General features: G+C 66.0%; 24 protein-coding genes. 9 read left to right on the forward strand and 15 right to left on the reverse strand.

Annotation, left to right across the window (positions count from 1 at the left end):
- The first annotated feature begins 19 nt into the window (after nt 1-19).
- The 3 genes from P6U28_RS32065 to P6U28_RS32075 all read left to right on the forward strand — a co-directional run bounded on the left by P6U28_RS32065 (nt 20) and on the right by P6U28_RS32075 (nt 1,820).
- Nucleotides 20-343 (forward strand): phosphoribosyl-ATP diphosphatase, encoded by a 324-nt coding sequence (locus P6U28_RS32065; RefSeq protein ID WP_027577145.1) that lies wholly within the window; start codon nt 20-22, stop codon nt 341-343.
- Nucleotides 344-379: 36 nt separating this feature from the next.
- Nucleotides 380-1,336 carry a type I pantothenate kinase gene (gene coaA / locus P6U28_RS32070; RefSeq protein WP_122400244.1) on the forward strand — a complete coding sequence of 319 codons (957 nt, stop codon included), beginning with the start codon at nt 380-382 and terminating at the stop codon, nt 1,334-1,336.
- 106 nt (nt 1,337-1,442) lie between these two features.
- Nucleotides 1,443-1,820: a hypothetical protein gene (locus P6U28_RS32075; protein ID WP_245162748.1), complete on the forward strand. Its 378-nt coding sequence runs from the start codon at nt 1,443-1,445 to the stop codon at nt 1,818-1,820.
- Between the two features lie 49 nt (nt 1,821-1,869).
- Here the strand turns inward: P6U28_RS32075 and P6U28_RS32080 are convergent, their stop codons facing one another.
- The 3 genes from P6U28_RS32080 to P6U28_RS32090 form a co-directional block, all read right to left on the reverse strand.
- Nucleotides 1,870-4,113: an ATP-binding protein gene (locus P6U28_RS32080; protein ID WP_407120466.1), complete on the reverse strand. Its 2,244-nt coding sequence runs from the start codon at nt 4,111-4,113 to the stop codon at nt 1,870-1,872.
- A 116-nt stretch (nt 4,114-4,229) separates the two neighbouring features.
- Nucleotides 4,230-4,697: a hypothetical protein gene (locus P6U28_RS32085; protein ID WP_129144360.1), complete on the reverse strand. Its 468-nt coding sequence runs from the start codon at nt 4,695-4,697 to the stop codon at nt 4,230-4,232.
- Nucleotides 4,698-4,795: 98 nt separating this feature from the next.
- Complete coding sequence (locus P6U28_RS32090; RefSeq protein ID WP_407120467.1) at nt 4,796-6,334, reverse strand: YifB family Mg chelatase-like AAA ATPase; 1,539 nt, start codon at nt 6,332-6,334, stop codon at nt 4,796-4,798.
- Between the two features lie 228 nt (nt 6,335-6,562).
- Here P6U28_RS32090 and P6U28_RS32095 point away from each other — a divergent pair, with 228 nt between their 5' ends.
- Together P6U28_RS32095 and P6U28_RS32100 are read left to right on the forward strand one after the other, a co-directional pair.
- A complete protein-coding gene (locus P6U28_RS32095) occupies nt 6,563-6,808 on the forward strand; it encodes a PilZ domain-containing protein (RefSeq protein ID WP_028145870.1) in 246 nt (81 codons plus the stop codon).
- A gap of 80 nt (nt 6,809-6,888) precedes the next feature.
- Entirely contained in the window at nt 6,889-7,674 is a 786-nt protein-coding gene (locus P6U28_RS32100; protein WP_129145739.1) for a tetratricopeptide repeat protein, read from the forward strand.
- A gap of 19 nt (nt 7,675-7,693) precedes the next feature.
- Here P6U28_RS32100 and P6U28_RS32105 read toward each other — a convergent pair whose 3' ends face one another.
- From P6U28_RS32105 to rsmI, 7 genes are all read right to left on the reverse strand, one after another.
- Nucleotides 7,694-8,983 carry an AAA family ATPase gene (locus P6U28_RS32105; protein ID WP_122400238.1) on the reverse strand — a complete coding sequence of 430 codons (1,290 nt, stop codon included), beginning with the start codon at nt 8,981-8,983 and terminating at the stop codon, nt 7,694-7,696.
- A complete protein-coding gene (locus P6U28_RS32110; protein WP_129145738.1) occupies nt 8,980-9,711 on the reverse strand; it encodes a CpaD family pilus assembly protein in 732 nt (243 codons plus the stop codon). Before P6U28_RS32110 ends, P6U28_RS32105 begins: the two co-directional genes overlap by 4 nt.
- Before the next feature lie 52 nt (nt 9,712-9,763).
- Nucleotides 9,764-11,278: a type II and III secretion system protein family protein gene (locus P6U28_RS32115; protein WP_129145737.1), complete on the reverse strand. Its 1,515-nt coding sequence runs from the start codon at nt 11,276-11,278 to the stop codon at nt 9,764-9,766.
- A 10-nt stretch (nt 11,279-11,288) separates the two neighbouring features.
- Nucleotides 11,289-12,107, reverse strand: a complete 819-nt coding sequence (cpaB, locus tag P6U28_RS32120) for a Flp pilus assembly protein CpaB (RefSeq protein ID WP_407120468.1) — start codon at nt 12,105-12,107, stop codon at nt 11,289-11,291.
- Nucleotides 12,108-12,603: 496 nt separating this feature from the next.
- Nucleotides 12,604-13,548, reverse strand: a complete 945-nt coding sequence (gene gshB / locus P6U28_RS32125; protein WP_122400234.1) for a glutathione synthase — start codon at nt 13,546-13,548, stop codon at nt 12,604-12,606.
- Nucleotides 13,549-13,558: 10 nt separating this feature from the next.
- A complete protein-coding gene (locus P6U28_RS32130; RefSeq protein ID WP_129145734.1) occupies nt 13,559-13,960 on the reverse strand; it encodes a YraN family protein in 402 nt (133 codons plus the stop codon).
- Nucleotides 13,947-14,897 (reverse strand): 16S rRNA (cytidine(1402)-2'-O)-methyltransferase, encoded by a 951-nt coding sequence (rsmI, locus tag P6U28_RS32135; RefSeq protein ID WP_122400232.1) that lies wholly within the window; start codon nt 14,895-14,897, stop codon nt 13,947-13,949. Before rsmI ends, P6U28_RS32130 begins: the two co-directional genes overlap by 14 nt.
- Nucleotides 14,898-15,227: 330 nt before the next feature.
- Between rsmI and P6U28_RS32140 the strand changes: the two genes are divergently transcribed.
- Nucleotides 15,228-16,460: a penicillin-binding protein activator gene (locus P6U28_RS32140; RefSeq protein WP_209294885.1), complete on the forward strand. Its 1,233-nt coding sequence runs from the start codon at nt 15,228-15,230 to the stop codon at nt 16,458-16,460.
- Nucleotides 16,461-16,501: 41 nt separating this feature from the next.
- On the opposite strand, the gene hemW is transcribed toward P6U28_RS32140, so the two are convergent.
- Genes hemW through rph form a run of 3 tightly spaced genes read right to left on the reverse strand, consistent with a single transcriptional unit; the run spans nt 16,502 to nt 19,002 of the window.
- Nucleotides 16,502-17,656: a radical SAM family heme chaperone HemW gene (gene hemW, locus P6U28_RS32145; protein WP_129145732.1), complete on the reverse strand. Its 1,155-nt coding sequence runs from the start codon at nt 17,654-17,656 to the stop codon at nt 16,502-16,504.
- Nucleotides 17,643-18,278: an RdgB/HAM1 family non-canonical purine NTP pyrophosphatase gene (rdgB, locus tag P6U28_RS32150; RefSeq protein WP_129145731.1), complete on the reverse strand. Its 636-nt coding sequence runs from the start codon at nt 18,276-18,278 to the stop codon at nt 17,643-17,645. Before rdgB ends, hemW begins: the two co-directional genes overlap by 14 nt.
- 10 nt (nt 18,279-18,288) lie before the next feature.
- A complete protein-coding gene (rph, locus tag P6U28_RS32155) occupies nt 18,289-19,002 on the reverse strand; it encodes a ribonuclease PH (RefSeq protein ID WP_122400228.1) in 714 nt (237 codons plus the stop codon).
- Between the two features lie 168 nt (nt 19,003-19,170).
- Here rph and hrcA point away from each other — a divergent pair, with 168 nt between their 5' ends.
- Together hrcA and grpE are read left to right on the forward strand one after the other, a co-directional pair.
- Nucleotides 19,171-20,259 (forward strand): heat-inducible transcriptional repressor HrcA, encoded by a 1,089-nt coding sequence (gene hrcA / locus P6U28_RS32160; RefSeq protein WP_122400227.1) that lies wholly within the window; start codon nt 19,171-19,173, stop codon nt 20,257-20,259.
- Nucleotides 20,260-20,355: 96 nt separating this feature from the next.
- Nucleotides 20,356-20,976 (forward strand): nucleotide exchange factor GrpE, encoded by a 621-nt coding sequence (gene grpE, locus P6U28_RS32165; RefSeq protein ID WP_122400226.1) that lies wholly within the window; start codon nt 20,356-20,358, stop codon nt 20,974-20,976.
- 116 nt (nt 20,977-21,092) lie between these two features.
- On the opposite strand, the gene pncA is transcribed toward grpE, so the two are convergent.
- Nucleotides 21,093-21,815, reverse strand: coding sequence for a bifunctional nicotinamidase/pyrazinamidase (pncA, locus tag P6U28_RS32170; protein ID WP_122400225.1), 723 nt, complete (start codon nt 21,813-21,815; stop codon nt 21,093-21,095).
- Nucleotides 21,816-22,074: 259 nt separating this feature from the next.
- Nucleotides 22,075-23,016 (reverse strand): hypothetical protein, encoded by a 942-nt coding sequence (locus P6U28_RS32175; RefSeq protein WP_164937202.1) that lies wholly within the window; start codon nt 23,014-23,016, stop codon nt 22,075-22,077.
- Nucleotides 23,017-23,409: 393 nt separating this feature from the next.
- On the opposite strand from P6U28_RS32175, the gene dnaK reads away from it, so the two are divergent.
- On the forward strand, nt 23,410-25,311 hold the full coding sequence (gene dnaK, locus P6U28_RS32180) for a molecular chaperone DnaK (RefSeq protein WP_407120470.1): 1,902 nt from the start codon (nt 23,410-23,412) through the stop codon (nt 25,309-25,311).
- The last annotated feature ends 186 nt before the right edge of the window (nt 25,312-25,497 follow it).

The raw sequence follows: 25,497 nt of genomic DNA on the forward strand, positions 1-25,497 counted from the left end.
GTGTTTCCGAGTAAGTCCGATGCCGCGTTTCACGATCCATGATCTGGCCGAGACCATCGACGCCCGCGCGGCTTCCGGGGGCGAGGCCTCCTATACCCGCAAGCTCCTCGACAAGGGCGCCGAGCATTGCGCCAAGAAGTTCGGTGAGGAAGCAGTCGAAACCGTAATCGCTGCAGTCGAAAACGATCGCGCGCATCTGATCGCCGAGAGTGCCGACCTGCTCTATCATTTCCTTGTCTTGCTCAAGGCCCGCGGCGTAAAGCTGGAGGAGGTCGAAGCCGCGCTGGACAAGCGGACGAACATGTCAGGGTTGGAAGAGAAGGCGTCGCGCAAGGGCGGCTAGACAAGGGCGAATAGATCGCAACGGGAAGACGACGTCATGGATATCCGCGCACCCGAGCAGCAGTATAATCCGTACCGCGTCTATACGCGCGAGCAGTGGGCGCGCCTGCGGGACGATACGCCGATGACGCTGGAGCCGGGCGAGTTCGACCGGCTGCGCTCGCTGCACGATCGCCTCGACCTGCAGGAGGTCGAGGACATTTATCTTCCGCTGTCGCGCCTCTTGTCGATCTACGTCGATGCGACGCAGCGGCTGTATTACGCGGAGCGCCAGTTCCTCAACATCAGGGATCGCAAGGTGCCCTATATCATCGGCGTCGCCGGCTCGGTGGCGGTCGGGAAATCCACCACGGCACGCGTGCTCCAGGCGCTGCTGGCGCGCTGGTCGCCGCGGCCGAAAGTCGAGCTGATCACCACTGACGGATTTCTCTATCCCAACGCGGTGCTCGAGCGGCACGGCATGATGCAGAAGAAAGGTTTTCCGGAGAGCTACGATCTGCCGCTGCTGCTCAGCTTCCTCTCCGACATCAAGGCCGGCCGTCGCCATGTGCGCGCGCCGGTCTATTCGCATCTGACCTACGATATCGTGCCGAACCAGTGGGCCGAGATCGACCAGCCCGACATCCTGATCGTCGAGGGCGTCAACGTGCTGCAAACCGGCAAGCTGCCGCGCGACGGCAAGGCGGTGCCCGTCGTTTCCGACTTCTTCGATTTCTCGGTCTACATCGACGCCGAGGAAGCGGCGCTGCGGCAATGGTACATCAAGCGCTTCCTGGCCTTGCGCGACACCGCATTCACCGATCCAAAATCCTACTTCAACCGCTACGCGCTGCTGTCGGATGAGGAAGCCACCGCCACTGCGATTGCGATCTGGGAACGCACCAACCTCGCCAATCTCGAGGACAACATCCTGCCAACCCGCCCCCGCGCGACGCTGATCCTCAAGAAGGGCGCCGACCACACGGTGGAGAGCGTGGCGCTGCGGCGGCTGTAATCGCGCCGGTGAGCGTCGCCTTAGGCGAATTTAGAAGCTGAGGGTCTTTTGTTGCAGACCAACGAGGGGTATTGGGTCATGGCCTTCGAAAACGCGAGGGCACACCATGGTTGATCGTCTCAGAAGCGCTGCGGAGCAGCTGGAAGCACCGATCTGTCCGGACTGCCATATCGAGATGAAGTGGTTCCGCTCGGAACTGCTCGCAGACGAGCCGACCCCGATCATCGCGCATCTCTTCTTGTGCCCGCATTGCAAGCGCGCGGCTCAGGCGGACACCGTTTTCAAGAGCACCCAAGCGCCGCCGGGCAAGCGCGCGGCGCCGCGTTTTCTTGCTCGTGCCGAAGAGTGGATCGTCCCGCCAGTCGGCCCGAAGGTCCGCTCTGCCCCCGACCTGCCCCGCGCCATCGCTGGTGCGAGCCAGGGACGCGCGGCTCAAGCGCGTTCATGCGCAAATCCTCTATTGCAGATGCCCCGAGGATGGTGATGCGCAGCGCGATCGACTTCAATTGCCAATTGCCTATTGCCGGCTGAACTCAGGTTCTCGTGAGGTTAGGGACGGCCAGATGTCGGGATGCGGCCAACCCGGCCAGCGCCTCTTCCAGTTTCTCGCGGTCGAGCGGCTTGATCAGAAACCCGTTCATGCCCGCCTCGAAGCAGGCATAGCGATCTTCCACCAGCGCGTTGGCGGTGAGCGCCAGGATCGGCGTGTGGTGGCTGCCGCTGGCCGCCTCATGTGCGCGGATGCGCTTGGTCGCTTCGATGCCGTCGAGCTGCGGCATCTGGATGTCCATCAGCACGAGATCGTAGGGCGTGCCGGCGGATGAGGCAGCGAGCCAGGATTCCAGCGCGGCCTCGCCGTGGACGGCGATGACGACGCGGTGGCCGAGTTTCGTCAGCAGCGAGCGCATCAACAGCGCGTTGATCTCATTGTCTTCGGCGACGAGGATCGAGAGGCCTTTCGATGGTGCTGTGCCGGCGGATGCAGCCGGCGGCTCCGGCGCGAGATCGGGGGAAGCGACCTCCGGCGTCAGGGCGAGGCGTGCGGCGAGCGAGGCCGCGCGCAGCGGCTTCACCAGAAAGCCGGTGAAGGCCGGCGACAGCTTCTCGTGGCGCGAGGTCGACGTCAGCAGCACGAGGCGCTGCAATGCATGCGCGCGGGCTGCGTCACCGAGATGGTCGGCGACGGCGGGACCGATCGCGCGATCGATCAGCACCGCGTGCCACGAGCGTTCCGGCAGCAATGCTTCGGCGACGGCCGCGTCGGCAACCATGCAGGTCTGGCCGCCCCAGCGCTCGAGGCGCCGCGCGATCAACGAGGCTTCGATGCCGTCGGCGACGAGGAGCATCGACTTGCCGGTGAGATCGGGGCTCGGAAATTGCGTCTGTCCGGCGCCGGCTTGCGACGGCGGAAGCGGCACCGCGACCTCGAAGGTCGAGCCCTTGCCCGGCTCGCTCGTGAGCGTGATCCGGCCGTCCATGCGCTTGACGATTCGCTCGCTGATGGCAAGGCCGAGCCCGGTGCCGCCATAGGTGCGGGCGACGCGCTCGTCGGCCTGCTCGAACTCGCGGAAGATGCGCTGCTGTGCTTCGGCGGCAATGCCGATGCCGGTATCGCGGACCAGGAAGCTGATCTCGTTCGGCCAGATGCCGGGCTCGACGATCAGCGCGACGCCGCCCTTGCTTGTGAACTTGATGGCGTTGCCGGCGAGGTTCAGCAGCACCTGGCGCAGCCGTGCGGCGTCGCCGACCACCTCGAGCGGCAAGCGCTCGTCGACATAGGCGGCGATCTCGAGCGCCTTCGCCTGCGCGCGCGGCGCGAGCAGCTCGGTGATCTCCTCGACCAGGGTCGAGAGCGCGAAGGGACGCTGATCGAGATCGAGCTTGCCGGCCTCGATCTTGGAATAGTCGAGCAGCTCCTCGATCAGCGCCATCAAGGCTTCGCCCGAGGTCTTCACCGCCCTGGCATAGGTCGCCTGCTCCGGCGTCAGCGTGGTGTCGAGCAGGAGGCCGCCCATGCCGATGATGCCGTTCAGCGGCGTGCGGATCTCGTGCGAGGCCATCGCGAGGAAGCGCGATTTGGCGCGGTTGGCGGCATCGGCCTGGTCACGCGCGTCGGAGAGGGCGCGTTCGGTCTCAGTGCGATCGGTGACGTCGCGGCCCACGCTCTGCAATTCGGCGGGTTGTCCGGCGTCGACGCGGACATAGCCCTCGCGCCAGGCGATCCAGCGCGCGCCAATCGGGGTTGCAATCTTCTGGTCGTGGATGCGCGTGCCGTTGCTCTCGCGGGCGCTTTCGCCCTGCTCCAGCACGTCGAAGTCGAAGCGCGTGCCGACCAGCGCGCTGCGCGTCTGTCCTGCGAGTGCGCAATAGGCCTCGTTGGCAAAGGTGATGCGGCCGCTCGTGTCGCGCAGCACGATGAGGTCGCCCTGCTGCTCGAACAGGCTGCGGGCGCGTTCTTCCGATTCCTTCAGCTCCCAATTGCGGTCGATCAGCGCTTCGTTGTGGGCTGCGAGCGTCCGCAGCCGCTTGTTGACGAAACGCAGGCGCATGCTCAGCGTCGCAAGGCCGAGGCAGGCGAGCGCGAACAGGAAGCTCGCACCGATCGCAAAGGCGTGCGGATCGTAGCCGGAATTCTCGGCCCGGCTGCCGGTCACGAAACCATAGGCGCCGCCGAAGGTCGCCGAGAAAATCATGAAGGAGCGGATTGCGAAGGCGACCCTGGGATGCTGCCGCCTGAAGCGGCGCATGCGCACCTTGATCCGGAACGTCCGACCCATCGCCTCCGACCCTTGCCTGAAACCCCGCTGCCGCGAGCGACGATGGCCTGCCGACCTTGCGAACAGCTTGATGCTTCGGCGCTGCCTCCAAACAGGGTTGACGGGGCCTTAACGGTTCAGAGCGAGGCGGCCTGGAAATGGCGTTGGCCGCCGCGGGCGCCGACGATCAGCGCCGCCGCCTCGCGCTGCGAGAACGTCTTAGAGCGCACATAGATGCGGTAATCCGCAGGTCCTTCGCTGGAGAGATAGATCACCTGGCCGCCATCGACCGGCTGCGCGGCAATCGAGACAAGGCGCGTCGACGGATTGGCCTGGCAGGAGTCCGGCTCGTCGCCGAGGCCGTCGTCGACCACGGCGAAATCCGCAGCGCCCGCATCGTCGGTGATCTGGACCCGCACCGTGGCCCGCGCAGGATCATCGGTGAAGGCGACATGCACGCCGGCGGTCCAGAACAGGGAGGTGAGCTCGACCGATGTTTCGCCCAGCGCGATGCAGGGATGCGAAACCGATCCGATCTCGGCGCGGGCGAACACCGCAGCCGCCAATACAGGAACAACCGAGGCCAGGACCTTGAAACGCAACATGACGCTCTACTCGCCGGGCCCTGGGGAGAACTCGTTGGGCCTTATGGTTTGCAGAGCGTAAAGGAAACTCGTTACCGCCGGGTTGACGCGCGCGGCGCTTACGCGATCTGCCGCACATCCTCCGCGAGTGCGCGGTAGGAGAGCGCTTCGGCGAGGTGCAGCCGGCCGATCTTGTCGGCATGGTCGAGGTCGGCCAGCGTGCGCGCCACCCGCAGCACGCGGTGATAGCCGCGCGCCGACAGGCGCATGGTCTCGGCGGCATCCCTCAACAGCTTCTGGCCCTGCGCGTCCGGCTTCGCGATCTCCTCCAGTACCGAGGCTGGCGCCTCGGCATTGGTGCGGACATGGGGCAAGCCTGCATCCGCATAGCGCGCGAGCTGGATGTCGCGCGCCGCCGCGACGCGCGCGGCGACCTCGGCAGAGCCCTCCGCGGGCGGTGGCAGGATCAGGTCGGCGGCGGTCACCGCCGGCACCTCGATGCGGAGATCGATGCGGTCCATCAGGGGACCGGAGATGCGTGCCTGGTAATCGCCGGTGCAGCGGTCGATGCGCCCCCGCTTGCAGGCATAGCCGGGCTCGAACGCATTGCCGCAGCGGCAGGGATTCATCGCCGCGACCAGCATGAAGCGGGCAGGGTAGGTGACGCGGTGATTGGCACGCGACACCGCGACCTCGCCGTTCTCCAGCGGCTGGCGCAGTGAATCCAGCACGCGCGGATCGAACTCCGGCAGCTCGTCGAGGAACAGCACGCCCTGATGCGCCAGCGAGATCTCGCCGGGCTTGGCGCGCGCGCCGCCGCCGGTGAGCGCGGCCATGCTGGCCGAATGATGCGGCGAGCGGAACGGGCGCCGCGCCGTCAGCGCGCCGCCCTCGATCTCGCCGGCGACGGACGCAATCATCGAGACTTCGAGCAGCTCGCCCGGCGACAGCGGCGGCAGGATCGAGGGCAGGCGCGCGGCCAGCATCGATTTGCCGGCGCCGGGCGCGCCGATCATGAGCAGATGATGCCCGCCGGCGGCCGCGATCTCCAGCGCGCGCTTGGCGCTCTCCTGGCCCTTGATGTCGCGCAGGTCGAGCGTGGAGGCGGCGGCCTCATGCACTCTAGGCGAGGGCCGCGACAGCACCTGCGTGCCCTTGAAATGGTTGGCGATCTGGATGAGCGAGCCAGCCGCAATGATCTGGATGTCCGGGCTCGCCCACGCCGCTTCGGAGCCGCAAGACGCAGGGCAGATCAGCCCTTCCTCGCGCATATTGGCGCCGATCGCGGCCGGCAGAACCCCGGCCACCGGCGCGATCGAGCCATCGAGGCCGAGCTCGCCGAGCACGGTGAAGCCGGCCAGCGCATCCGGCGGGATCGCCCCGATCGCGGCCATCAGCCCGAGCGCGATCGGCAGGTCGTAGTGGCTGCCTTCCTTCGGGACGTCGGCCGGTGCCAGATTGACGGTGATCCGCCGCGCCGGCAGCGCCAGCCCCGAGGCGAGCAGCGCCGAACGCACCCGCTCGCGCGCCTCCGACACCGCCTTGTCCGGAAGGCCGACGATGGCGAAGGCCGGCAGGCCCGGCGCGACCTGCACCTGCACGTCGACCGCGCGGGCCTCGATCCCCTCAAAGGCGACGGTAGAAACCCGTTGAACCATGCCCGAACCAGCCTGCCCTGTCCTGCAATTAGGGGTAGCAGAGGGCGGCCGTTCTCGCAAGAACAATACAGGAACAATGCTTAGAGCCCGCGCAAGTCCTAATCAGTCGTAAACGCGACGCTGAGACTACGTCTCGAATGCCGGCTTCCGTCCTCAGCACATTCCAACGAATGTCCGCTACTCCTGGGCTCGCGGGATGGGCCGTGATCTAACAAGTGAAGAAGCAAGATGCTGGTAAATCGCCGGAGAAGCGAACGTCGGGTGTGCAGCCGGCTCGCCAAGATCCATTTTGGGGCGGGCTCGCTGCCGCGGGATTGCACGATCACGGATATTTCTGATGGCGGCGTGAAAGTGGTGGCGGAATTCCTGGAAGTGCCGCCGCAATTCACCATCATCTTCGCGCCTGATTATTCCCGCCAATGCCGCCTGCGCTGGCGCATCGGCTGCGAATTCGGTGCCGAATTCGTCGACTGAACCTCAACAGGCGCGCCTCCTTAACGGGACTTTAGCGTTAATGGGTAAGCATCTCTGATCAGTTGCCGAGTGATCAGAGTATGTCCAAGCGTTCGTTCCTCGCTTTTCCCCCGGCGAGATATCTGTGTTCCGCCGTACTGATCCTTGCCCTCGGCGGCTGTCAGACCACCGGCATCGAGGACGTCACCGGTGCGCTCGGCGGCAAGCAGGCGTCCGTCGCTGAGGCCGACAGCAAGGCCGACGCCAGGCCGGAGATGGACGCACTTCGCGAGCGTTATCGTGCCAAGCCCAGCGATCCCGCAATCGCGATCGAATACGGCAAGGCGCTGCGGGACAGCGGCCAGCGCGCGCAGGCGGTCGCGGTGCTCGAGCAGGCCGTGCTCGCCCGTCCCGGCAACAAGGCGCTGCTCGCCGGCTATGGCCGCGCACTCGCCGACAACGGCAATTTCCAGCAGGCCTTCGACGTCCTCGGCCGGGCGCATTCGCCGGAGGATCCCGATTGGCGCATTCTGTCGGCGCAGGGCGCGGTGCTCGATCAGCTCGGCCGCAACGAGGAAGCCCAGCAATATTACGCCGCGGCGTTGAAGATCGTGCCGAACGAGCCGACCGTGCTGTCCAATCTCGGACTGTCCTATATGCTGCAAAACAATCTGTCGAAGGCCGAACAGGTGCTCGGCCGCGCTTATCAGCGCAATCAGAACGATGCGCGGGTCCGCGCCAATCTGGCCCTCGTGCTGGGATTGCAGGGGCGCGAGGCCGAGGCCGAAATCCTCGTGAAGGCAGATTTGCCGCCGGACCAGGCAGCGGCCAAGGTCGCGGCGCTGAAGCAGCTGCTGGCAAAGAAGCAGCAGCGGGCGGACAAGTAATCCGCCCCTCTGATGTACCCTATGACGCCTTGCGATGCGGGGCCGAGCCGCGCCCTGACCTGCCCTTCAGCTTCTTCAACAGCGGCTCGAGCAGCGAGCGCTTCGGCTTCTTCACGTCGCCGCGGCCGGCGAGGCGGTTCGCCATGTTCTGGAACAGGAGGGTGGTGCGGTGGGTCTTGGAGACCTCCGCGATCATCTGGCCGTTATTGGCCGCGGTCGAGAACAGTTTCGAATCGAACGGGATCACCGCGATCGGCTGGCTCTCCATGGTCTTGGCGAACGCCTTGACCTCGATCTCCGCGCGCCGGTGCATGCCGACCTGGTTGAGGCAGTACAGCGGCGGCCGGTCGTTCGGCCGCGCTGTCTTCAGAACGGTCAGCATGTTCTTGGTGTTGCGCAAGTTGGCGAGATCGGGCTCGGCCACGATGACGATATCGTCGGCGTTCACCAGCGCGCGTCGCGTCCAGCCGGACCATTGATGGGGAACGTCGAGCACGATGCACGGCGTGGTCATGCGCAGCGTGTCGAACACCGCGTCAAAAGCTTCGGCACCGAAATCGTAGACGCGGTCGAGCGTGGCGGGCGCCGCAAGCAGGCTGAGGCGATCGGTGCATTTGGCGAGCAGGCGCTCCATCAGCGCCGTGTCCGGCCGGTCCTGCGACAGCACCGCGTTGGCGATGCCCTGCACCGGGTCCTGGTTGTAGTCGAGACCCGCCGTGCCGAAGGCGAGGTCGAGATCGATCACGACGGAATCGAGCGAAAGGTCTCGCGCGATGGTCCAGGCCAGATTATGCGCGACGGTGGACGCGCCGACGCCGCCCTTGGCGCCGACCACCGCGATGACGCGGCCGGTGATGATGGCCTCGGACGCCGAGAACAGGCTGCAGATCGAGCGGACCACGTCGAGGGTTTCGACCGGTCCGACCACGTAGTCGTTGACGCCGCGGCGCACCAGCTCGCGATAGGGCGCGGTGTCATTGGGGCTGCCGATCACGACCACGCGGGTGCCGGGATCGCAGACGCCGGCGAGGTCGTCGAGTCCCTCCAGGATGTCGCGCGTGCCGTCGGACTCGATGACGATCACGTTCGGTGTCGGCATCGATTCATAGGCTTCGATTGCTGCAGCGAGGCCACCGTCCTTGGCGGTGAGGTGAGCCTTGGCGAGCCGGCGATCCTGGCCCGCCGCGGTCACTGCCTTGAGCGTCTGCTCGGTCTCGCAAAAGGCTTGCACCGAAATGCGAGGAACAGGCGCGATATGTTCGTCGGGGTGCAGCGGATCGTCCGCGTCTTCTTCGTCAAGCCGTGTCATTTGCCGGTATCGCTGAGTTTGGCCTTGTCGGATTCGGGAGAGGGCGTCGCGATCGGCGTGCCCTTGCGGTAACGGTCGAAGGCGATGTCGCGCCGTGCGGTATAGGCGGGTGTCTCGGCGCGCGGCTGCTCGAGGTCGGCCGGGTTGTCGATCATCGCGGCGAGATTGCGCTGGCTGGCGCAGCCCAGATTGAAATAAGGCCGGTTCTCGTTGTAGCCGGGGTCGAGGATGGAGGGGCCGACGTCTTCCGGCCACAGCCCGCACGGCCCGGCGACGGCCGCGATCTTCGAATAACTCAGGCGAATGGTCGGCAGCAGCCCGGGATCCTCAGGACGGTAGGGATGCTGGACGATGGCGCGCGACGGCACGCCGCCGGACGTGAGCACGGAGCGGATCTCCTGATAGGTCGCAGCAGCCGCGCGCGAATTGGCGGTGTCGGCGGGCACGTCGACGACGACGGAGCCGGTGCCCTCGCGCACCCAGTCCCGCGCGATGCCCGCGACGTCCGCATGCTGTGCAGCCGAGAGGCCGCCGCGCGCCTTGCCGACGAAGATCACGATCGACTTCTTGCCTTCCTGCACCGCGATCGGGTGGCGCTGGCGATAATCGGTCGGCACCGTCTGGGTGACGATCTCCGTGGTGTTGCAGGCGCCGAGCATGACAGAGAGCCCCGTCAGTGCCAGCGTGATCCGCAAATTGCGACGTCGATCGGCTGATGTTGTCGTCATCGCCTGGTCCCCTTTGCCCCCGTTTCGCGCCCCGGTCCCCAAACCGTTCGTCTCAGTCGATGATGAAGCCGAAATCACCGGGCGTGCCGGCGACCGGATCGACACGGGTCGCGATGCCGTAGAGGCGATTGACCCGGCCGAGCAGCGCCCTCTGCGCGTCCGAGGCCGGCGCGAAGCCGTCGTCGGGCCGCGACAATTCCTTCTGAGCGACCGCGCGCACCACATAGGGCGTCACGATCACCATCAGCTCGGTCTCGTTGTTGACGAAGTCCTGGCTGCGGAACAGCGCGCCGATGATCGGCACCTGGTCGACACCAGGCAGCCCGTTGATCGCCTGCTTGGTCTGTTGCTGGATCAAGCCGGCCATCGCCATCGAACCGCCCGAGGGAATTTCCAGCGTGGTCTCGGCGCGGCGGGTCTGGATCGATGGAATGGTGATCGAGTTGTTCGCGAACGAGGACACGGCCTGCGTCAACGTGATCGAGTTGGTGTTCGACAGCTCCGAGACCTCCGTCATCACGCGCAGGCTGATACGGCCTTCGCTGAGCACGACCGGCGTGAAGTTCAGGGAGATGCCGAACTTCTTGTAGGTGACCTGGGTGGTGCAGACGTGAGTGACCGGATCGCAGGCATAGCCCCCGGGGATCGGGAATTCGCCGCCGGCGACGAAAGTGGCGGATTCGCCCGAGATCGCGGTCAGGCTCGGTTCGGCCAGCGTGCGCATGACACCGGCGCTCTCCATCGCCCGCATGGTGGCGTTGACGGTGGCAACGCCCTTGGCGAGCCCGGAGACGCCGAGCCCATTGCTGCCGACGATCGGCCCGCCGGAGACCGAGAACGGGTTGGAATTGTTGAAATTCACCACGGCGGTGCCGGCGTTCAGGCTGGCGCTGAGATCGACGCCGAGCTGCTTGACGATATCGCGGCGGACCTCGCCGACCACGACCTTGAGCATGACCTGATCGCGGCCGCGCACCACGATGTTGTTGACGACCTTGTCCGAGCCGCCGACGAGCTTTGCGGCGACGTCGCCGGCCTGCTGAGCCTCGACCGGGCTCGACACCGAGCCGGTCAGCATCACGCTGTCGCCGACGCCTTCGATCTGGACGCCCGGCAGCGACTGGCGCAGAGCGGCGCGCATGCCGTTGAGGTCGCGCTTCACCGCGATGTCGTAGGAGGCGACCTGCTGGCCGTCGGCGGCGAAGAACACGACGTTGGTCTGGCCGACCTGGCCACCGATGATATAGGCGCGCTGGGCCGAGCGGATCACCGCATTGGCGATCTTGGGGTCGGCCACCAGCACGTCCTTGACCTCGCGCGGCAGGTCGATGACGACGGACTTGCCGATGCCGAGCGACAGAAAGCGCGTCCGCGCCGGTGCGATCGTCGCCACCGACGACACGCCGAGATCCGACGCCTGCATCGGCTCCTGGTCGCCGACCGGCGCATCCGCAGCACTGAGCACGCCGGGGGCCGCGAGCCCCAGTATCAATATCGTCCCCGCCAGGAGCGCGCGCGCGCGCTTCCCCCGAATGCGCAGGCCGGTCCGATCACCCCCGTAGTTCATGCTGTCCCCATCACCTCTGTGACGTCAGTTGCCGTGCCGGCACGCCATAACGGATCACGCTCACGCCGCCCGGGCGCTTGATCGCCTGGTCCTCGGGTGTGCCGTCGACCGCGTTGGCATCGACGATGCTGCGCAATGCGAGTGTCAGAGTGCCGCCCTGGCGTGCGGCCGAGAGCGTGGCGACCTGGTCGGGCCGGAGCTCGAGCGTGACGGTCTTGCCGATCACGGCGTTCTGGCCGTCCTTCTCCTTCGGCGCCTGGTCGATCGCGAGCACGCGGATGTTGGTCAGAATGACCTCGGACAGGACGAGATCGTTGCCGCCGGTCGGACCGTTGGTGTTACCGTCGGGATTCTTCAGGCGGCGGGTCAGGACGATGTCGACGCGATCATTCGGAAGGATGAAGCCGCCGGCCCCGGTTTCGGCTGAAATCTCGGTGGAGACGGCGCGCATCCCGGAGGGCAGGATCGCGGCCATGAAGCCGGAGCCTTCGGCCTTGACCAGCTTCTGCTCGCGGATCGGCTCGCCCTGCATCAAGGGCACGCGCGCGATCGAGCCGGCGATCTGGGTCTGCGCCTCGGGCCGGCTGTCGCGGCGAATGAAGGCGCTGCTCGCAGTCGCCGCCGGCCAGGCCTGCCATTGCAGGTCGTCGGGCTTGACGGCTTGGCCGAGCTGGATGTCGTTCTTCGCGACAAGGACCTCGACCGTCGGCAGCTTCTCGGCGGCCGGGAGGGCGGGCGCGGGTGCATTCTGATAGCCGCTCGCCAGATACGCAGCGACGCCGCCGGCGCCGAGAGCGATGACGAGAACGACGATGCGTGCGGTATTCATACGTTTCTACTCTTACGCGGGGCACTCGAACCGCACCTGGCGTGTTCCCCCGCGTCGATGAGTAGGGAGTAAAAGTATAAGGGGTGTTGCGAGGCCGAACGCGATCGCCGGCCAGCGATGCTGGTTTTCGGCAGATGGTGAACGTCGCGTTATCTGAGGCCACGCGGCTCCGTAGATTCACGCATCCCGACGCGCGCATTTGGATGAGACGCGGGGCGTCATGGTGAACGGGTGGTTAGTGAAAAGGGCCTGCCTGAAGCCGCGTGATTGTACCGGCGAGACGGCAGCAAGGCACCACAACATCGGTGTCGTCCCGGCGAACGCCGGGACCCATACCGCGTGATATCTCGGCTGTAAAAGATAGAAGTACCAACGGCGAGTTTTCGCCACACCACGTCCTGTGGGAATGGAACCGGATCGGCGCTCCGCTTCGCTGCGCTTGTCCGGGACGGCGTTGGAGAGAGATCATACGCTCTCGTAGCAGCGTGCGCGGAAGCTACTTCTTCCGCTTCTGCTCGATCACGTCCCAGATCTTCGCCGCGACATCAGGGCCGCCGAGCCGCGAGATGGCGCGGATGCCGGTCGGCGAGGTGACGTTGATCTCGGTGAGGTTGCCGTTGATGACGTCGATGCCGACGAACAAAAGGCCGCGCTCGCGCAGCGCCGGGCCGAGCGTGGCGCAGATCTCGCGCTCGCGCGGGGTGAGCTCGGTCTCCTGCGCCGCGCCGCCGCGCACCATGTTGGAGCGCAGGTCGTCGGTGGCCGGCACGCGATTCACCGCGCCGGCGAACTCGCCGTTGACGAGGATGATGCGCTTGTCGCCGTGCTTCACCTCGGGGATGAACTGCTGGATCACCCAAGGCTCCTTGAATGTGACCGAGAACATGTCGAACAGCGAGCCGAAATTCATGTCCTGCGGCATCACGCGGAATACGGCCGCGCCGCCGTGACCGTGCAGCGGCTTCATCACGACGGCGCCGTGCCTGTCGCGAAACGCGTTGATCTCATCCAGGTCGCGCGAGATCAGCGTCGGCGGCATCAGCTGCGGAAAATCCATCACGAACAGCTTTTCCGGCGCGTTGCGCACGGAGGCAGGATCGTTGACGACCAGCGTCTTCGGATGGATGCGCTCCAGGAAATGCGTCGAGGTGATGTAGGCGAGGTCGAACGGCGGGTCCTGGCGCAGCAGCACCACGTCAAAACCGTTCAGCGCTTCGCGCTTGGGCTCGCCCAAGGTAAAGTGGTTGCCGGGCTCGTCGCGCACGGTCAGGAGCTGAACCGGAGCGACCAGCTCTTCGCCGACCATGGAGAGCTTGTCGGGCGTGTAATAAGACAGGCCATGGCCGCGCCGCTGCGCCTCCAGCAGCAGCGCAAAGGTGGAATCGCCCTTGATGTTGATGCGGGCGATGGGATCCATCTGGACGGCGACGTTCAGTTTCATGATCTGCCTTTCAGGTCGAGGCGTCGAATGCCGCCAACACATGGCGCGGAAGCGAGCGCGGCGCAATCAGCATGGCGTCGAATCGCAATTCGAATTCGGCATGCTCGGGATGCGCCACAAGCCAGCCTTGGGCGGCGTCGATGATGCGCTGCTGCTGGCGCGGCGTCACGGCGAAAGCAGCGTCATCCAGGCTCGCCCGCGCCTTGACCTCGACGAAAGCGATCAAATTGCGGCGGCGCGCCACGATGTCGATCTCGCCATACGGGGTGCGGTAACGTTTGGCGAGGATGCGATAGCCCTTGGCCATGAGGTATGCGGCGGCGCGGCTCTCCGCGGAGATGCCGGTGCGGAACGCGGCGACGCGCTCGGGCGAGGCGACCTTCGGTTCCGCCGGAGGGTCAGTCTTCGCCATCGCCGCCTCGCAGGTCCTTTGCGAGCTCGAGCGCGCGGGCATAGACCTCGCGGCGCGGCCGGCCCGACAGTGCCACCGCATGCGCCACGGCATCCTTGACGCTGTTGGCGGCAAGCTGCTCGCGCAAGAGACCGTCGAGCGCATCCGATGCCAGCACGTCGGCGTCGGCTGCAGGCGGACCGATCACGAGAACGAATTCGCCGCGCGTCTCCGGCGCGTCGGCTTGCCGCGCGAACTCGGCGAGGGGGGCACGCCTGACCTCCTCGTGCAACTTGGTCAGCTCGCGGCAGACCGCTGCCTCTCGTTCACCCATGATTTCGGCGAGATCGGTCAATGTGGCCTGCATGCGATTGCCCGATTCGAACATCACCAGCGTCGCGTCGATGCGCGCAAGCTCGGCCAGGCGTGCGCGGCGCGCTGCCGATTTCGCCGGCAAGAAGCCCTCGAAGAAGAAGCGGTCGGTCGGCAATGCAGCGACCGACAGAGCTGCCAGCACCGAGGATGGGCCGGGCAGCGCATACACCGGATGGCCCGCAGCGCAGACCTCGCGCACCAGCTTGAACCCGGGGTCGGAGATCAATGGCGTGCCGGCATCCGACACCAGAGCGACCGAGCCGCCTTGCGCCAGCACTTCAAGAATCTTCGGGCGCGCCGCTTCCGCATTGTGCTCGTGATAGGGCTTGAGCTGCGCCGCAATCGCATAGCGTTCGGTCAGGCGGCGCGTGATGCGGGTGTCCTCGCAGGCGATGACATCGACGCCGGCGAGCGTCTGAAGCGCCCGCAGGGTGATGTCGCCGAGATTGCCGATCGGTGTCGCCACCAGATGGAGGCCCGGCGCGACCTTCGGCGCGGCAAACCGATGGGCATCGATGGAGAAGCCGCGCATGGCGGCGTCTTGAGCTTCAGGCGTATTTATCGGGGCCGGCTTTGCGCGCATAATGAGGTCAACTTAGGCACGATCCGCAGGGCTGGGAACCGGCTGGCGGAAAAAGATCGTGCGGAGGTGAGGGGCGGGGAACGGACGGGAATGTGGATCACGTTGAGAGGTAATCAGGGCGCTTGCGCCATATTCACGACGGAAACGCCGCCTTGATGCTGAATGAGTGATGGTGAACAGCTGCCGGGACGGGGAGGCGGCCGTGTTAAGCGCTTGTTATCCTTTTGTTTTGGTTAACCATTTGCCGACAATATGCCTGAATCCGCGGGCTTGTGCCGCGGAAGCAATGTCATGACCGGCCGGCGACGGCCGGTCAGAAGAGAAGCTGCCATGGTGGGCCCGCGTCATCCAAAGTCTCCCATTCCGGGGTCCCGATTGTCGGGAGCGACCCGCCGGAGTGCGCTTGGCCTGTTGCTCGGTGCGCCCGTGCTGTCGGCCTGCGCCGGCGTGCAGCAAGGTCTCAGCCAGTTCTCCAACCCGTTCTCAAGCTCCACACCGCCGGCCCAGCCGGCGGGTCCCCAGCAGCAGGCGACGACCGCCGGCACCGGCGGCGTGAAGGTCGGTCTGATCTTGCCGCTCTCGGCCGCCGGCAATGCGGGCCTCGCCGCGCAATCCATGCGCAATGCCGCCGAGATGGCGCTGGCCGAGTTCCAGAACCCGAATATCCAGCTGCTGATCAAGGACGACAATGGCAGCCCGCAAGGCGCACAGGCCGGCGCGCAGCAGGCGGTCGACGAAGGCGCCGAGATCATTCTCGGGCCGCTGTTCGCGCAGTCGGTGCCGGCGGTGGCACAGGTCGCGCGCACGCGCGGCATTTCCGTCCTCGCCTTCTCGACCGATTCCAGCATCGCCGGACGCGGCGTCTATCTGCTCTCGTTCCTGCCGGAGTCCGACGTCAACCGCATCGTCGAATATTCCGCCAGCATCGGAAAGCGCTCCGTGGCCGTGCTGGTACCCGACAATGCCTATGGCAATGTCGTCGAGGCCGCCGTGAAGGCGGCCGTTCCGCGGCGCGGCGGACGCATCGTCGCCTTCGAGAAGTACGGCGCCGATCGCGCCACGCCGGCGCGCACCGTGGCGCCGCAACTCGGCAGCGCGGATGCGCTGTTCATCGCCGATGACGGCGATGCCGTCGTGTCGGTGGCAGATGCCATGACCGCGGCGGGCGCGAACCTGCGCAACATCCAGCTGCTCGGCACCGGCTTGTGGGACAATCCGCGCGTCTATGCCAGCGCGGCGTTGCAAGGCGGCCTCTATGCCGCGCCCGACCCGGCCGGCTTCCGCGCCTTCTCCGGCCGCTACCGCACCAAATATGGCGGCGAGCCGGTGCGAACCGCCACGCTCGCCTATGACGCGGTCGCCCTCGTCGCCGCGCTCGCGCGCACGCAGGGCGGCCAACGCTTCTCCTCCGATGTGCTCACGAATCCTTCTGGCTTCGCCGGCATCGACGGCCTGTTCCGCTTCCGCGCCGACGGCACGAATGAGCGTGGGCTCGCAGTGATGAAGGTGACGCAAGGCGGCGGCGTTGCGGTCGCGGGCTCGCCGAAGAGTTTTGGGGCGTAGCCGGTTCTCCCCTTCGTGCGGGACGACGACGGGGAGAGAGCTCAGGCCGCCAGATCCGCTACCACGGCATCCAGCACCGGAAATCCGCTGCTGGTCACGCGCAGCCGTCCCGTTGCATCGACCGTGATGGCGCCCTCCTCGCGCAGGAGCGCGATGCGGCGGGGATCGAGCGGGCGGCCAGAGAGTGCCCTGTAATGCTCGGGGTCGATGCCTTCGGCGAGACGCAATCCCATCAGCAGGAATTCGTCGGCGCGCTCCTCGCTGTTGAGCAGCTCGTCGGTGACGATGCCATCGCCGTTGGTTTCGACCCGCATCAGCCAGGCCTCGGGACGCTTCTCGGTGGCGGTGGCGTGCCTGATGCCGTCGATGTCGAGGCGGCCATGCGCGCCGGGGCCGATGCCGGCATATTCCTCGCCACGCCAGTACACCAGATTGTGCCGGCACTCGGCGCCGCGCCGCGCGTGATTTGAAATCTCGTAGGCGGGCAGGCCGAGCTTGTCGCAGGTCTCCTGCGTGACATCATAGAGCGCGCGTGCGGCGGCTTCGTCCGGCGTCTTCAATTTGCCGGCCTGGTGCAGGCCGAAGAACGGCGTGCCTTCCTCGATCGTCAATTGATAGAGCGACAGATGCTCGGCCGCTTCATCAATGGCGTGCCGCAGCTCGTCGGCCCACATCGCCGGCGTCTGGTCGGGGCGAGCGTAGATCAGGTCGAACGAATAGCGATCGAACGAGCGGCGCGCGATGGCGACGGCATCGAGCGCCTCGCGCGCGCTGTGCATGCGGCCGAGCGCCTTCAGCGAGGCGTCATCGAGCGCCTGCACGCCGAGCGAGACGCGGTTGACGCCGGCAGCGCGATAGCCGGCAAAGCGCGTGGCTTCGACGCTGGTCGGATTCGCCTCCAGCGTGACCTCGACGTCGCCGGCGACAGCCCAATGCTTGCCGATCGCATCGAGCACCGCGCCGACGGTTGCAGGCTGCATCAGCGACGGCGTGCCGCCGCCGAGGAAGATCGAGGTCACCTCGCGGCCCGGCGCACGCCGTGCGGTCGTTTCGATCTCACGTCCGAAGGCGGAGGCGAAGCGCGCTTCGTCGATCGCGGCGTGGCGGACATGGCTGTTGAAGTCGCAATAGGGACATTTCGACAGGCAGAACGGCCAGTGCACGTAGACGCCAAAGGCTTCCTTAGCGCGGCTCAAGGCAGATCTCCGCCAGTTTCACGAAGGCGCGGGCGCGATGCGACAGGCCGAGGCCGAGCGGTGGCAGGCCGTGCTTCTCGACGCTTTCCATCTCGCCGAAGGTACGGCTGTGGCCATCGGGCAGAAACATGGGATCGTAGCCGAAGCCGGCATTCCCGCGCGGCGGCCAGACCAGCGTACCGTCGACGCGCGCCTCGACCTGTTCGAGATGATCGTCGGGCCAGGCAACGCAGAGCGCGGAGACGAAATGCGCTCTTCGGCGGTCGGGCGTGGTGGCGCCGCGCTCCTGCAACAGCCGCTCGATCTGCGCCATCGCCGCCGCGAAATCCTTGTTTGGGCCGGCCCAGCGCGCCGAGAAAATGCCGGGCGCGCCGTCGAGCGCGTCGACGACGATACCGGAATCGTCGGCGAAAGCAGGAAGCTTGGTCGCCTTCGCCGCGGCGCTCGCCTTGATCGCGGCATTGCTACGGAAGTCGTTTCCGGTTTCCTCGGGCTCGTCCAGACCGAGCTCACCGGCCGACACCGCCTCGATCCCATACGGCGCAAGCAGCTCCTTCATCTCGGCGAGCTTGCCGGGATTGTGGGTGGCGATGACGAGCTTGTCCGTGATTCGGCGGTGCATGGCCTATTGACTACGCCACGGCCAGTTTCTGCAAGTCCACCAGACGCGCGACGCCCTTGCGCGCCAGCGCCATCAACGCCAGGAACTCGGTTTCGGTGAACGGCTCGCGTTCCGCGGTGCCCTGCACCTCGATGATGCGGCCATCCCCGGTCATGACGAAATTGGCGTCGGTCTCGGCCTCGGAATCCTCGGCATAGTCGAGATCGAGCACCGGCGTGCCGTTGTAGATGCCGCAGGAGATCGCGGCGACGTTGTCGCGCAGCACGTTGGCCTTCACCATGTTGCGCGCCTTCATCCAGTTGACGCAATCGGCGAGCGCGACCCAGGCGCCGGTGATCGAGGCCGTGCGCGTGCCGCCGTCGGCCTGGAGCACGTCGCAATCGACCGTGATCTGGCGTTCGCCGAGCGCTTCGAGATTGATGATGGTGCGAAGCGAGCGGCCGATCAGGCGCTGGATCTCGACGGTGCGGCCGCTCTGCTTGCCGACTGAGGCCTCGCGGCGGGTCCGTTCCGAGGTCGCGCGCGGCAGCATGCCGTATTCGGCGGTGACCCAGCCGCGGCCCTGGCCCTTCAGCCAGGGCGGCAGGCGGTCCTCGAGCGTGGCGGTGACCAGCACATGGGTGTCGCCGAATTTCACCAGGCACGAGCCTTCCGCATATTTGACCACGCCACGCTCCAGCGTCACGGGGCGCAATTCGTCGGGCGCACGGCGGCTTGGCCGCATGGGAAATCCTCCAAAACTCACGGGAAAAGGCTGTTCGCGGTGCTTGTAGGTGGGGCAGGGGTGGGCGGCAAGGTTTTTTCACCCCTCGCCTTCGAGGCCGCAAACGCCCCGCTTGTCAGAACCGCCCTGGATGGACAAATTATGAGCATCTGAGAGGAGTTACCGTCTGTGGCCCATCACGATCCGATCCATCTGATCGCGCCGCGCGCAGGCCTCGCCCAGCTCAACGAGCGTTCCCGCGACATCTTTCGTCAAATTGTCGAAAGCTATCTCGCGACCGGTGAGCCGGTGGGCTCGCGCAATATTTCGCGCCTGATCGCGATGCCGCTGTCACCGGCCTCGGTCCGCAACGTCATGGCCGATCTGGAACAGCTCGGCCTGATCTATGCCCCGCACACTTCGGCGGGCCGGCTGCCGACGGAACTAGGCTTACGCTTCTTCGTCGATGCCCTGATGCAGGTCGGCGACCTCAATGAGGCCGAGCGGCAGTCGATCCAGAGCCAGCTCTCCTCCGTCGGCGAGGCGCAGTCGGTCGAGGCGGCGCTGGACCAGGCCCTGATGCGGCTCTCCGGCCTGACCCGGGCCGCCGCTGTCGTGTTGACACCAAAATCCAATGCGCGGCTCAAGCACATCGAATTCGTCCGCCTGGAACCGGAGAGGGCGCTGGTGATTCTGGTCGGCGAGGACGGCCAGGTCGAAAACCGCGTGCTGACGCTGCCGCCCGGAGTTCCCTCCTCGGCTCTGATCGAGGCTGGCAATTTCCTCAATGCGCGAATCCGCGGCCGCACGCTGGCCGAGGCGCGGCTCGAGCTCGAAACCGCGCTCGCCGAGGCCCGCGCCGAGCTCGATCAGCTGACGCAAAAGGTGATCTCGGCCGGCATTGCCAGCTGGTCCGGCGGCGAGAACGAGGACCGCCAGCTCATCGTTCGTGGCCATGCCAATCTGCTCGAAGATCTGCATGCGCTGGAGGATCTGGAGCGGGTGCGCCTGTTGTTCGACGACCTCGAGACCAAGCGGGGCGTCATCGACCTGCTCGGCCGGGCCGAAACCGCCGAGGGCGTACGCATCTTCATCGGCAGTGAGAACAAGCTGTTTTCCCTGTCGGGGTCCTCCACCATCATCGCGCCCTATCGGGATGCCGCCGGCCACATCGTCGGCGTTCTCGGCGTGATCGGCCCGACGCGGCTGAATTATGCCCGCGTGATCCCGACCGTGGACTACGCCGCCCGTATCGTCAGCCGCCTGCTGGGGGGCTGACCGGCGTTTCCGCCGATCACGGGCGCTTGATTTTCGTGGCCTCAGGCACGATATCCGGGCCAACAATCCCTGGAAACGAGTTCGAGAATAGAGCCGATGACCGAGCAAGACCGGCAACCCGAAGACACGACTGCAGCGACCGGCGAGCCCGTGGTGTCAAAACCCTACATCATGCCCGACGATCCCGAGCCCGGCTCGGTCGAGACGTTGCAGAAGGAGGCCGCCGAGGCGCGGGACCGCATGCTGCGGACGCTGGCCGAGATGGAGAATTTGCGCAAGCGGACCACCAAGGAGGTCGCTGACGCCCGCCTCTACGGCATCACCGGCTTTGCGCGCGACGTGCTCGACATCGCCGACAATCTCCAGCGCGCGCTCGACGCCGTTCCGGCCGAAGCCCGTGCCGCGGCCGATCCCGGCCTGATCTCGCTGATCGAGGGCGTCGAGCTCACCGAGCGCTCGCTGCTCAACGCGCTGGAAAAGCACGGCGTGAAGAGATTCGATCCGCAGGGCCAGAAGTTCGACCCGAACTTCCAGCAGGCGATGTTCGAAGTGCCCGATGCCTCGGTGCCGGCGGGCACCGTGGTGCAGGTCGTGCAGGCCGGCTACACAATCGGCGAGCGCGTGCTGCGCCCGGCGCTGGTCGGTGTCGCCAAGGGCGGCGCGAAGGCGGCGACCGCGGCCAACAACAACAACGAGTCGAGCGGCGCGCCGAACTGAGCGGTAAGCGACGAGTCATTCCGGGGCGGCTCGCAGAGTCGAACCCGGAATCCGGTGCGCAATTGCGCACCGGAGTTCGATGCTTTGCATCGAACCGGAACGACTGATCGTAAATCTTACGCGCTCACCGCGATATCCGCAGACTGAATCCGCTTCACGCCGGCCTTGGCCATGTCGGCCCAGGCCTTTGCCAGCGAGCCCTGGGTGTCGATGCCGCGGCAGGCGTCTTCCACCACATAAACCTCGAAACCCGCCTTGCGCGCGTCGAGCGCGGTCCAGGCGACGCAGAAGTCCGTCGCGAGCCCTGCAACGAAGACGCGCTTGATCTTGCGTCCCTTCAGGTAGCCGGCAAGCCCCGTCGAGGTCTTGCCGTCGGCTTCGAGGAAGGCCGAGTAGCTGTCGACGTCCTTGTGAAAACCCTTGCGGATGATGAGCTCGGCGTGCGGGATCGACAGGTCCTTCGACAGCGAAGCGCCATCGGTGCCCTGCACGCAATGGTCGGGCCACAGCACCTGCTTGCCGTAGGGCAGGTCGATGGTCTCGAACGGCTTCTTGCCTGAATGAACCGACGCAAACGAAATGTGGCCGGGCGTGTGCCAGTCCTGTGTCATCACCACGTTGGAAAACGCCTTCGCGATTCTGTTGATGACGGGCACCACCTGCTCGCCTTCCTTCACCGCGAGGCTGCCGCCCGGCAGGAAGCAGTTCTGCACGTCGATCACGAGCAGGGCTGATGCGTCGTCCGGCTTGATCGATGCGGCCGCGAACAGCGCACTTGGCGCGAGCGTCGCCAGTGCCGTCGTTCCAAGCATTGCCAAGACGTGTCGCCGATCCAGCATCGTTCGCCTCCCCTTAGGATGATCCAACGGAGGGGAGCGTAGTTCCGTTCGTATACGAACAGAAGCCCGAAAATGCAGCCGGTCTTGGTGAGGGGTTGGGCTCGCGGCGTGCTCGGCGCACCTCTCCTTGCGGGCCCTTGCGGGAGAGGTTGCTGCGCTTGCAGAGCGCGGTCTCGATTGCGGAGACACCCTCTCCCCGACCGCCCGCCCGCGGGTGGGGGCGGGTGGGGAGGGAGCGCATCTCGCGCGTGGGACGCGTCTACCCCTTCGGCTGAATCCCGTCGCGCACCGCGCGGAAACGGGTGAAGGCGGCTTGCCATCTGTCGCGCGGGGCGCTGGCGATGATGCGCAATGATGCGCCGCCACTCGAGAAGCGGATCCACTGCACCACGGTCACGGGGACCTTATCCTTGCCGCTGACGCCGTCGATCCGGGTCTCGAAACCCTGCTGGCCGTTGATGCGGATCGGCTCGGACATGGTGATCCGCGACTCGCGCACGCCGGGAATCTGGAGTGCCGCCTCCTGGGCGAAACGGGCGCGGTCGTCGGCGGCTTGCGGGGTGGCGCCGATCAGGCCGAGGATCATGAACGGCCGCGACTCGTAGCCCGTGCTCTCATCGCCATCGGCCAGGATGATGCTCGAGCCCGGCGCCAGGGTCCGGACGTCCTTGAAGTCGGCAAGATCGGTGATCTTGAACGGCATCAGCGCGATCTGCTCTTCGGCCGAGACCTGCCTGCGGGTGGTGGCGCTCGCAAACATCTGCCGCACCGCTTCATCGGTGTAGATCTTGGTCGCATTCTCCGGGATCTGCACCGCGACATAGCCGGAGAAGCCGGCACCGGGCACGATCATCGAATAGCGCTTCACCGGGGTATCGTCGGCCTTGCCGCTTTCGGTCGTGAAATAGGCAAGGCCCGCGGGGGTCTCGATCTTGTCCTGCTTGACGCCATTGGCCCCGGCAGGATTGGAATTGAACGCGCTCACGACCTCGCCATAGGCCGCCGGCGGCAGCTCGGTGATCAGCACCTTGACGCTGCCGTCCTCGCTCTCGAAGCCCGGAAAGGTTTTCGCCGTGCTGAGGCCGACCAGGGGCACCATGCCGAGGCGCAAGCCAGGTGGGAAAACGGCGTCGGCGGCGTAGGCCGGAAACGCGGAGACGGCGAGGAGGGCGAGTGCGGCGAGGGGGCGGATCAGCGTCATGGGCACTCTGATTGGTTCACATTGAGGCCGTTCGATGGTCGGCCGCCGGGCGCTTTGTCGCGCGAAGCAGCTGCGCCGGCTGTCCGGCCGGTCAGCCTTTTAGCGGGTTTGGCCCTGCCGCAACAGGGAGGGGCCGCTCGCGGAAGCGGGGGCTTGCCGAAGCGCGAACCTGTTAATAATTCCTCACCCGCAAGGGCGGTGGAGCCCAGATATGATCTTCCAAAACCCAATGTTTTCGCGGCAGAAACGTAGCTTCGGTCCTTGCGGGCCCCTCCCCCCCTCCTATATGAGCCTCAATCATCGCAATATCGCGGATGTTTGATCTTAGGGGGTTTCGGTTCGGGTGCCTTCTGGGCCCAGCCAACCTGCCGCAAAAAGAAGGATATCAGGACCATGGGAAAGGTCATTGGGATCGACCTCGGCACCACGAACTCGTGCGTCGCCGTGATGGATGGCAAGAACGCCAAAGTCATCGAGAATTCCGAAGGCATGCGCACGACGCCTTCGATCGTCGCCGTCACGGATGACGGTGAGCGCCTCGTCGGCCAGCCGGCCAAGCGCCAGGCCGTCACCAATCCCGAGCGTACCTTCTTCGCAGTGAAGCGCCTCATCGGCCGCCGCTACGACGACCCGATGGTCGAGAAGGACAAGAAGCTCGTTCCGTACAAGATCGTGAAGGCTTCCAACGGCGACGCCTGGGTCGAGGCCGACGGCCAGACCTACTCGCCCTCGCAGGTCTCGGCGTTCATCTTGCAGAAGATGAAGGAGACCGCGGAAGCCCATCTCGGCCAGAAGGTCGACCAGGCCGTCATCACCGTTCCCGCCTACTTCAACGACGCCCAGCGCCAGGCGACCAAGGACGCCGGCAAGATCGCGGGCCTCGAAGTGCTGCGCATCATCAACGAGCCGACCGCGGCCGCGCTCGCCTATGGCCTCGACAAGACCAAGGCCGGCACCATCGCGGTGTACGACCTCGGCGGCGGCACCTTCGATATCTCCATTCTCGAGATCGGTGACGGCGTGTTCGAGGTGAAGTCGACCAATGGCGACACCTTCCTCGGCGGCGAAGACTTCGACATGCGCCTGGTCGGCTATCTCGCCGATGAGTTCCAGAAGGAGCAGGGCATCAACCTGCGCAACGACAAGCTCGCCTTGCAGCGCCTGAAGGAAGCCGCTGAAAAGGCCAAGATCGAGCTGTCCTCGACGACGCAGACCGAGATCAACCTGCCCTTCATCACCGCGGATCAGACCGGTCCGAAGCATCTGACGATGAAGCTCACCCGCGCCAAGTTCGAGGCGCTGGTCGACGACCTCGTGCAGAAAACCATCGAGCCCTGCCGCAAGGCGCTGAAGGACGCCGGCGTCACCGCCGGTGAAATCGGCGAGGTGGTGCTGGTCGGCGGCATGACCCGCATGCCGAAGGTCCAGGATGTCGTGAAGCAGCTGTTCGGCAAGGAGCCGCACAAGGGCGTCAACCCGGACGAAGTCGTGGCGATCGGTGCCGCGATCCAGGCCGGCGTGCTCCAGGGCGACGTCAAGGACGTCCTGCTGCTCGACGTGACCCCGCTGTCGCTGGGCATCGAGACGCTGGGTGGCGTGTTCACCCGCATCATCGATCGCAACACGACGATCCCGACCAAGAAGAGCCAGGTGTTCTCGACGGCTGAAGACAATCAGAATGCCGTCACCATCCGCGTCTTCCAGGGCGAGCGTGAAATGGCGGCCGACAACAAGATGCTCGGCCAATTCGACCTGATGGGCATTCCGCCGGCTCCGCGCGGCATGCCGCAGATCGAGGTGACCTTCGACATCGACGCCAACGGCATCGTCAACGTCTCGGCCAAGGACAAGGCCACCGGCAAGGAGCAGCAGATCCGCATCCAGGCCTCGGGCGGCCTGTCGGAAGCCGACATCGAGAAGATGGTCAAGGACGCCGAGGCCAATGCGGCGGCCGACAAGAAGCGCCGCGAGGCGGTCGATGCCAAGAACCATGCGGACGCGCTGGTGCATTCCACCGAGAAGGCCCTCGCCGAGCACGGTTCGAAGGTCTCCGAGACCGAGCGCCGCGCCATCGAGGATGCCGTCAGCGACCTCAAGGAGGCGCTGAAGGGCGACGATGCCGAGGCGATCAAGGCCAAGACCAACACCCTGGCCCAGGCTTCGATGAAGCTCGGCGAAGCCATGTACAAGCAGCAGGCCGAGGCCGACGCCAAGAAGGACGCGGCCAAGGACGACGTCGTCGACGCGGAATTCACCGAGGTCGACGACGAGAAGAACAACAAGAAGTCTGCATAAGCCCGAGAGGGTGGCGATGCGGACGGCTTGGACCCCACACGCGCTACCGGCCTCCTCCCTCGCGGGGGAGGCCGTCGTGTCGGGCTCCACGGGCAAGGCGCCCGTTACCATCGATCAATTCCCAGCCGTTATTCTCAGCGCTGCCAGGCTGCCCTCTGCCGCGAGGCGGAAGGGCGCTTATATTGC

Source organism: Bradyrhizobium sp. STM 3561 (assembly GCF_045571455.1).
Classification (GTDB): Bacteria; Pseudomonadota; Alphaproteobacteria; order Rhizobiales; family Xanthobacteraceae; genus Bradyrhizobium; species Bradyrhizobium vignae.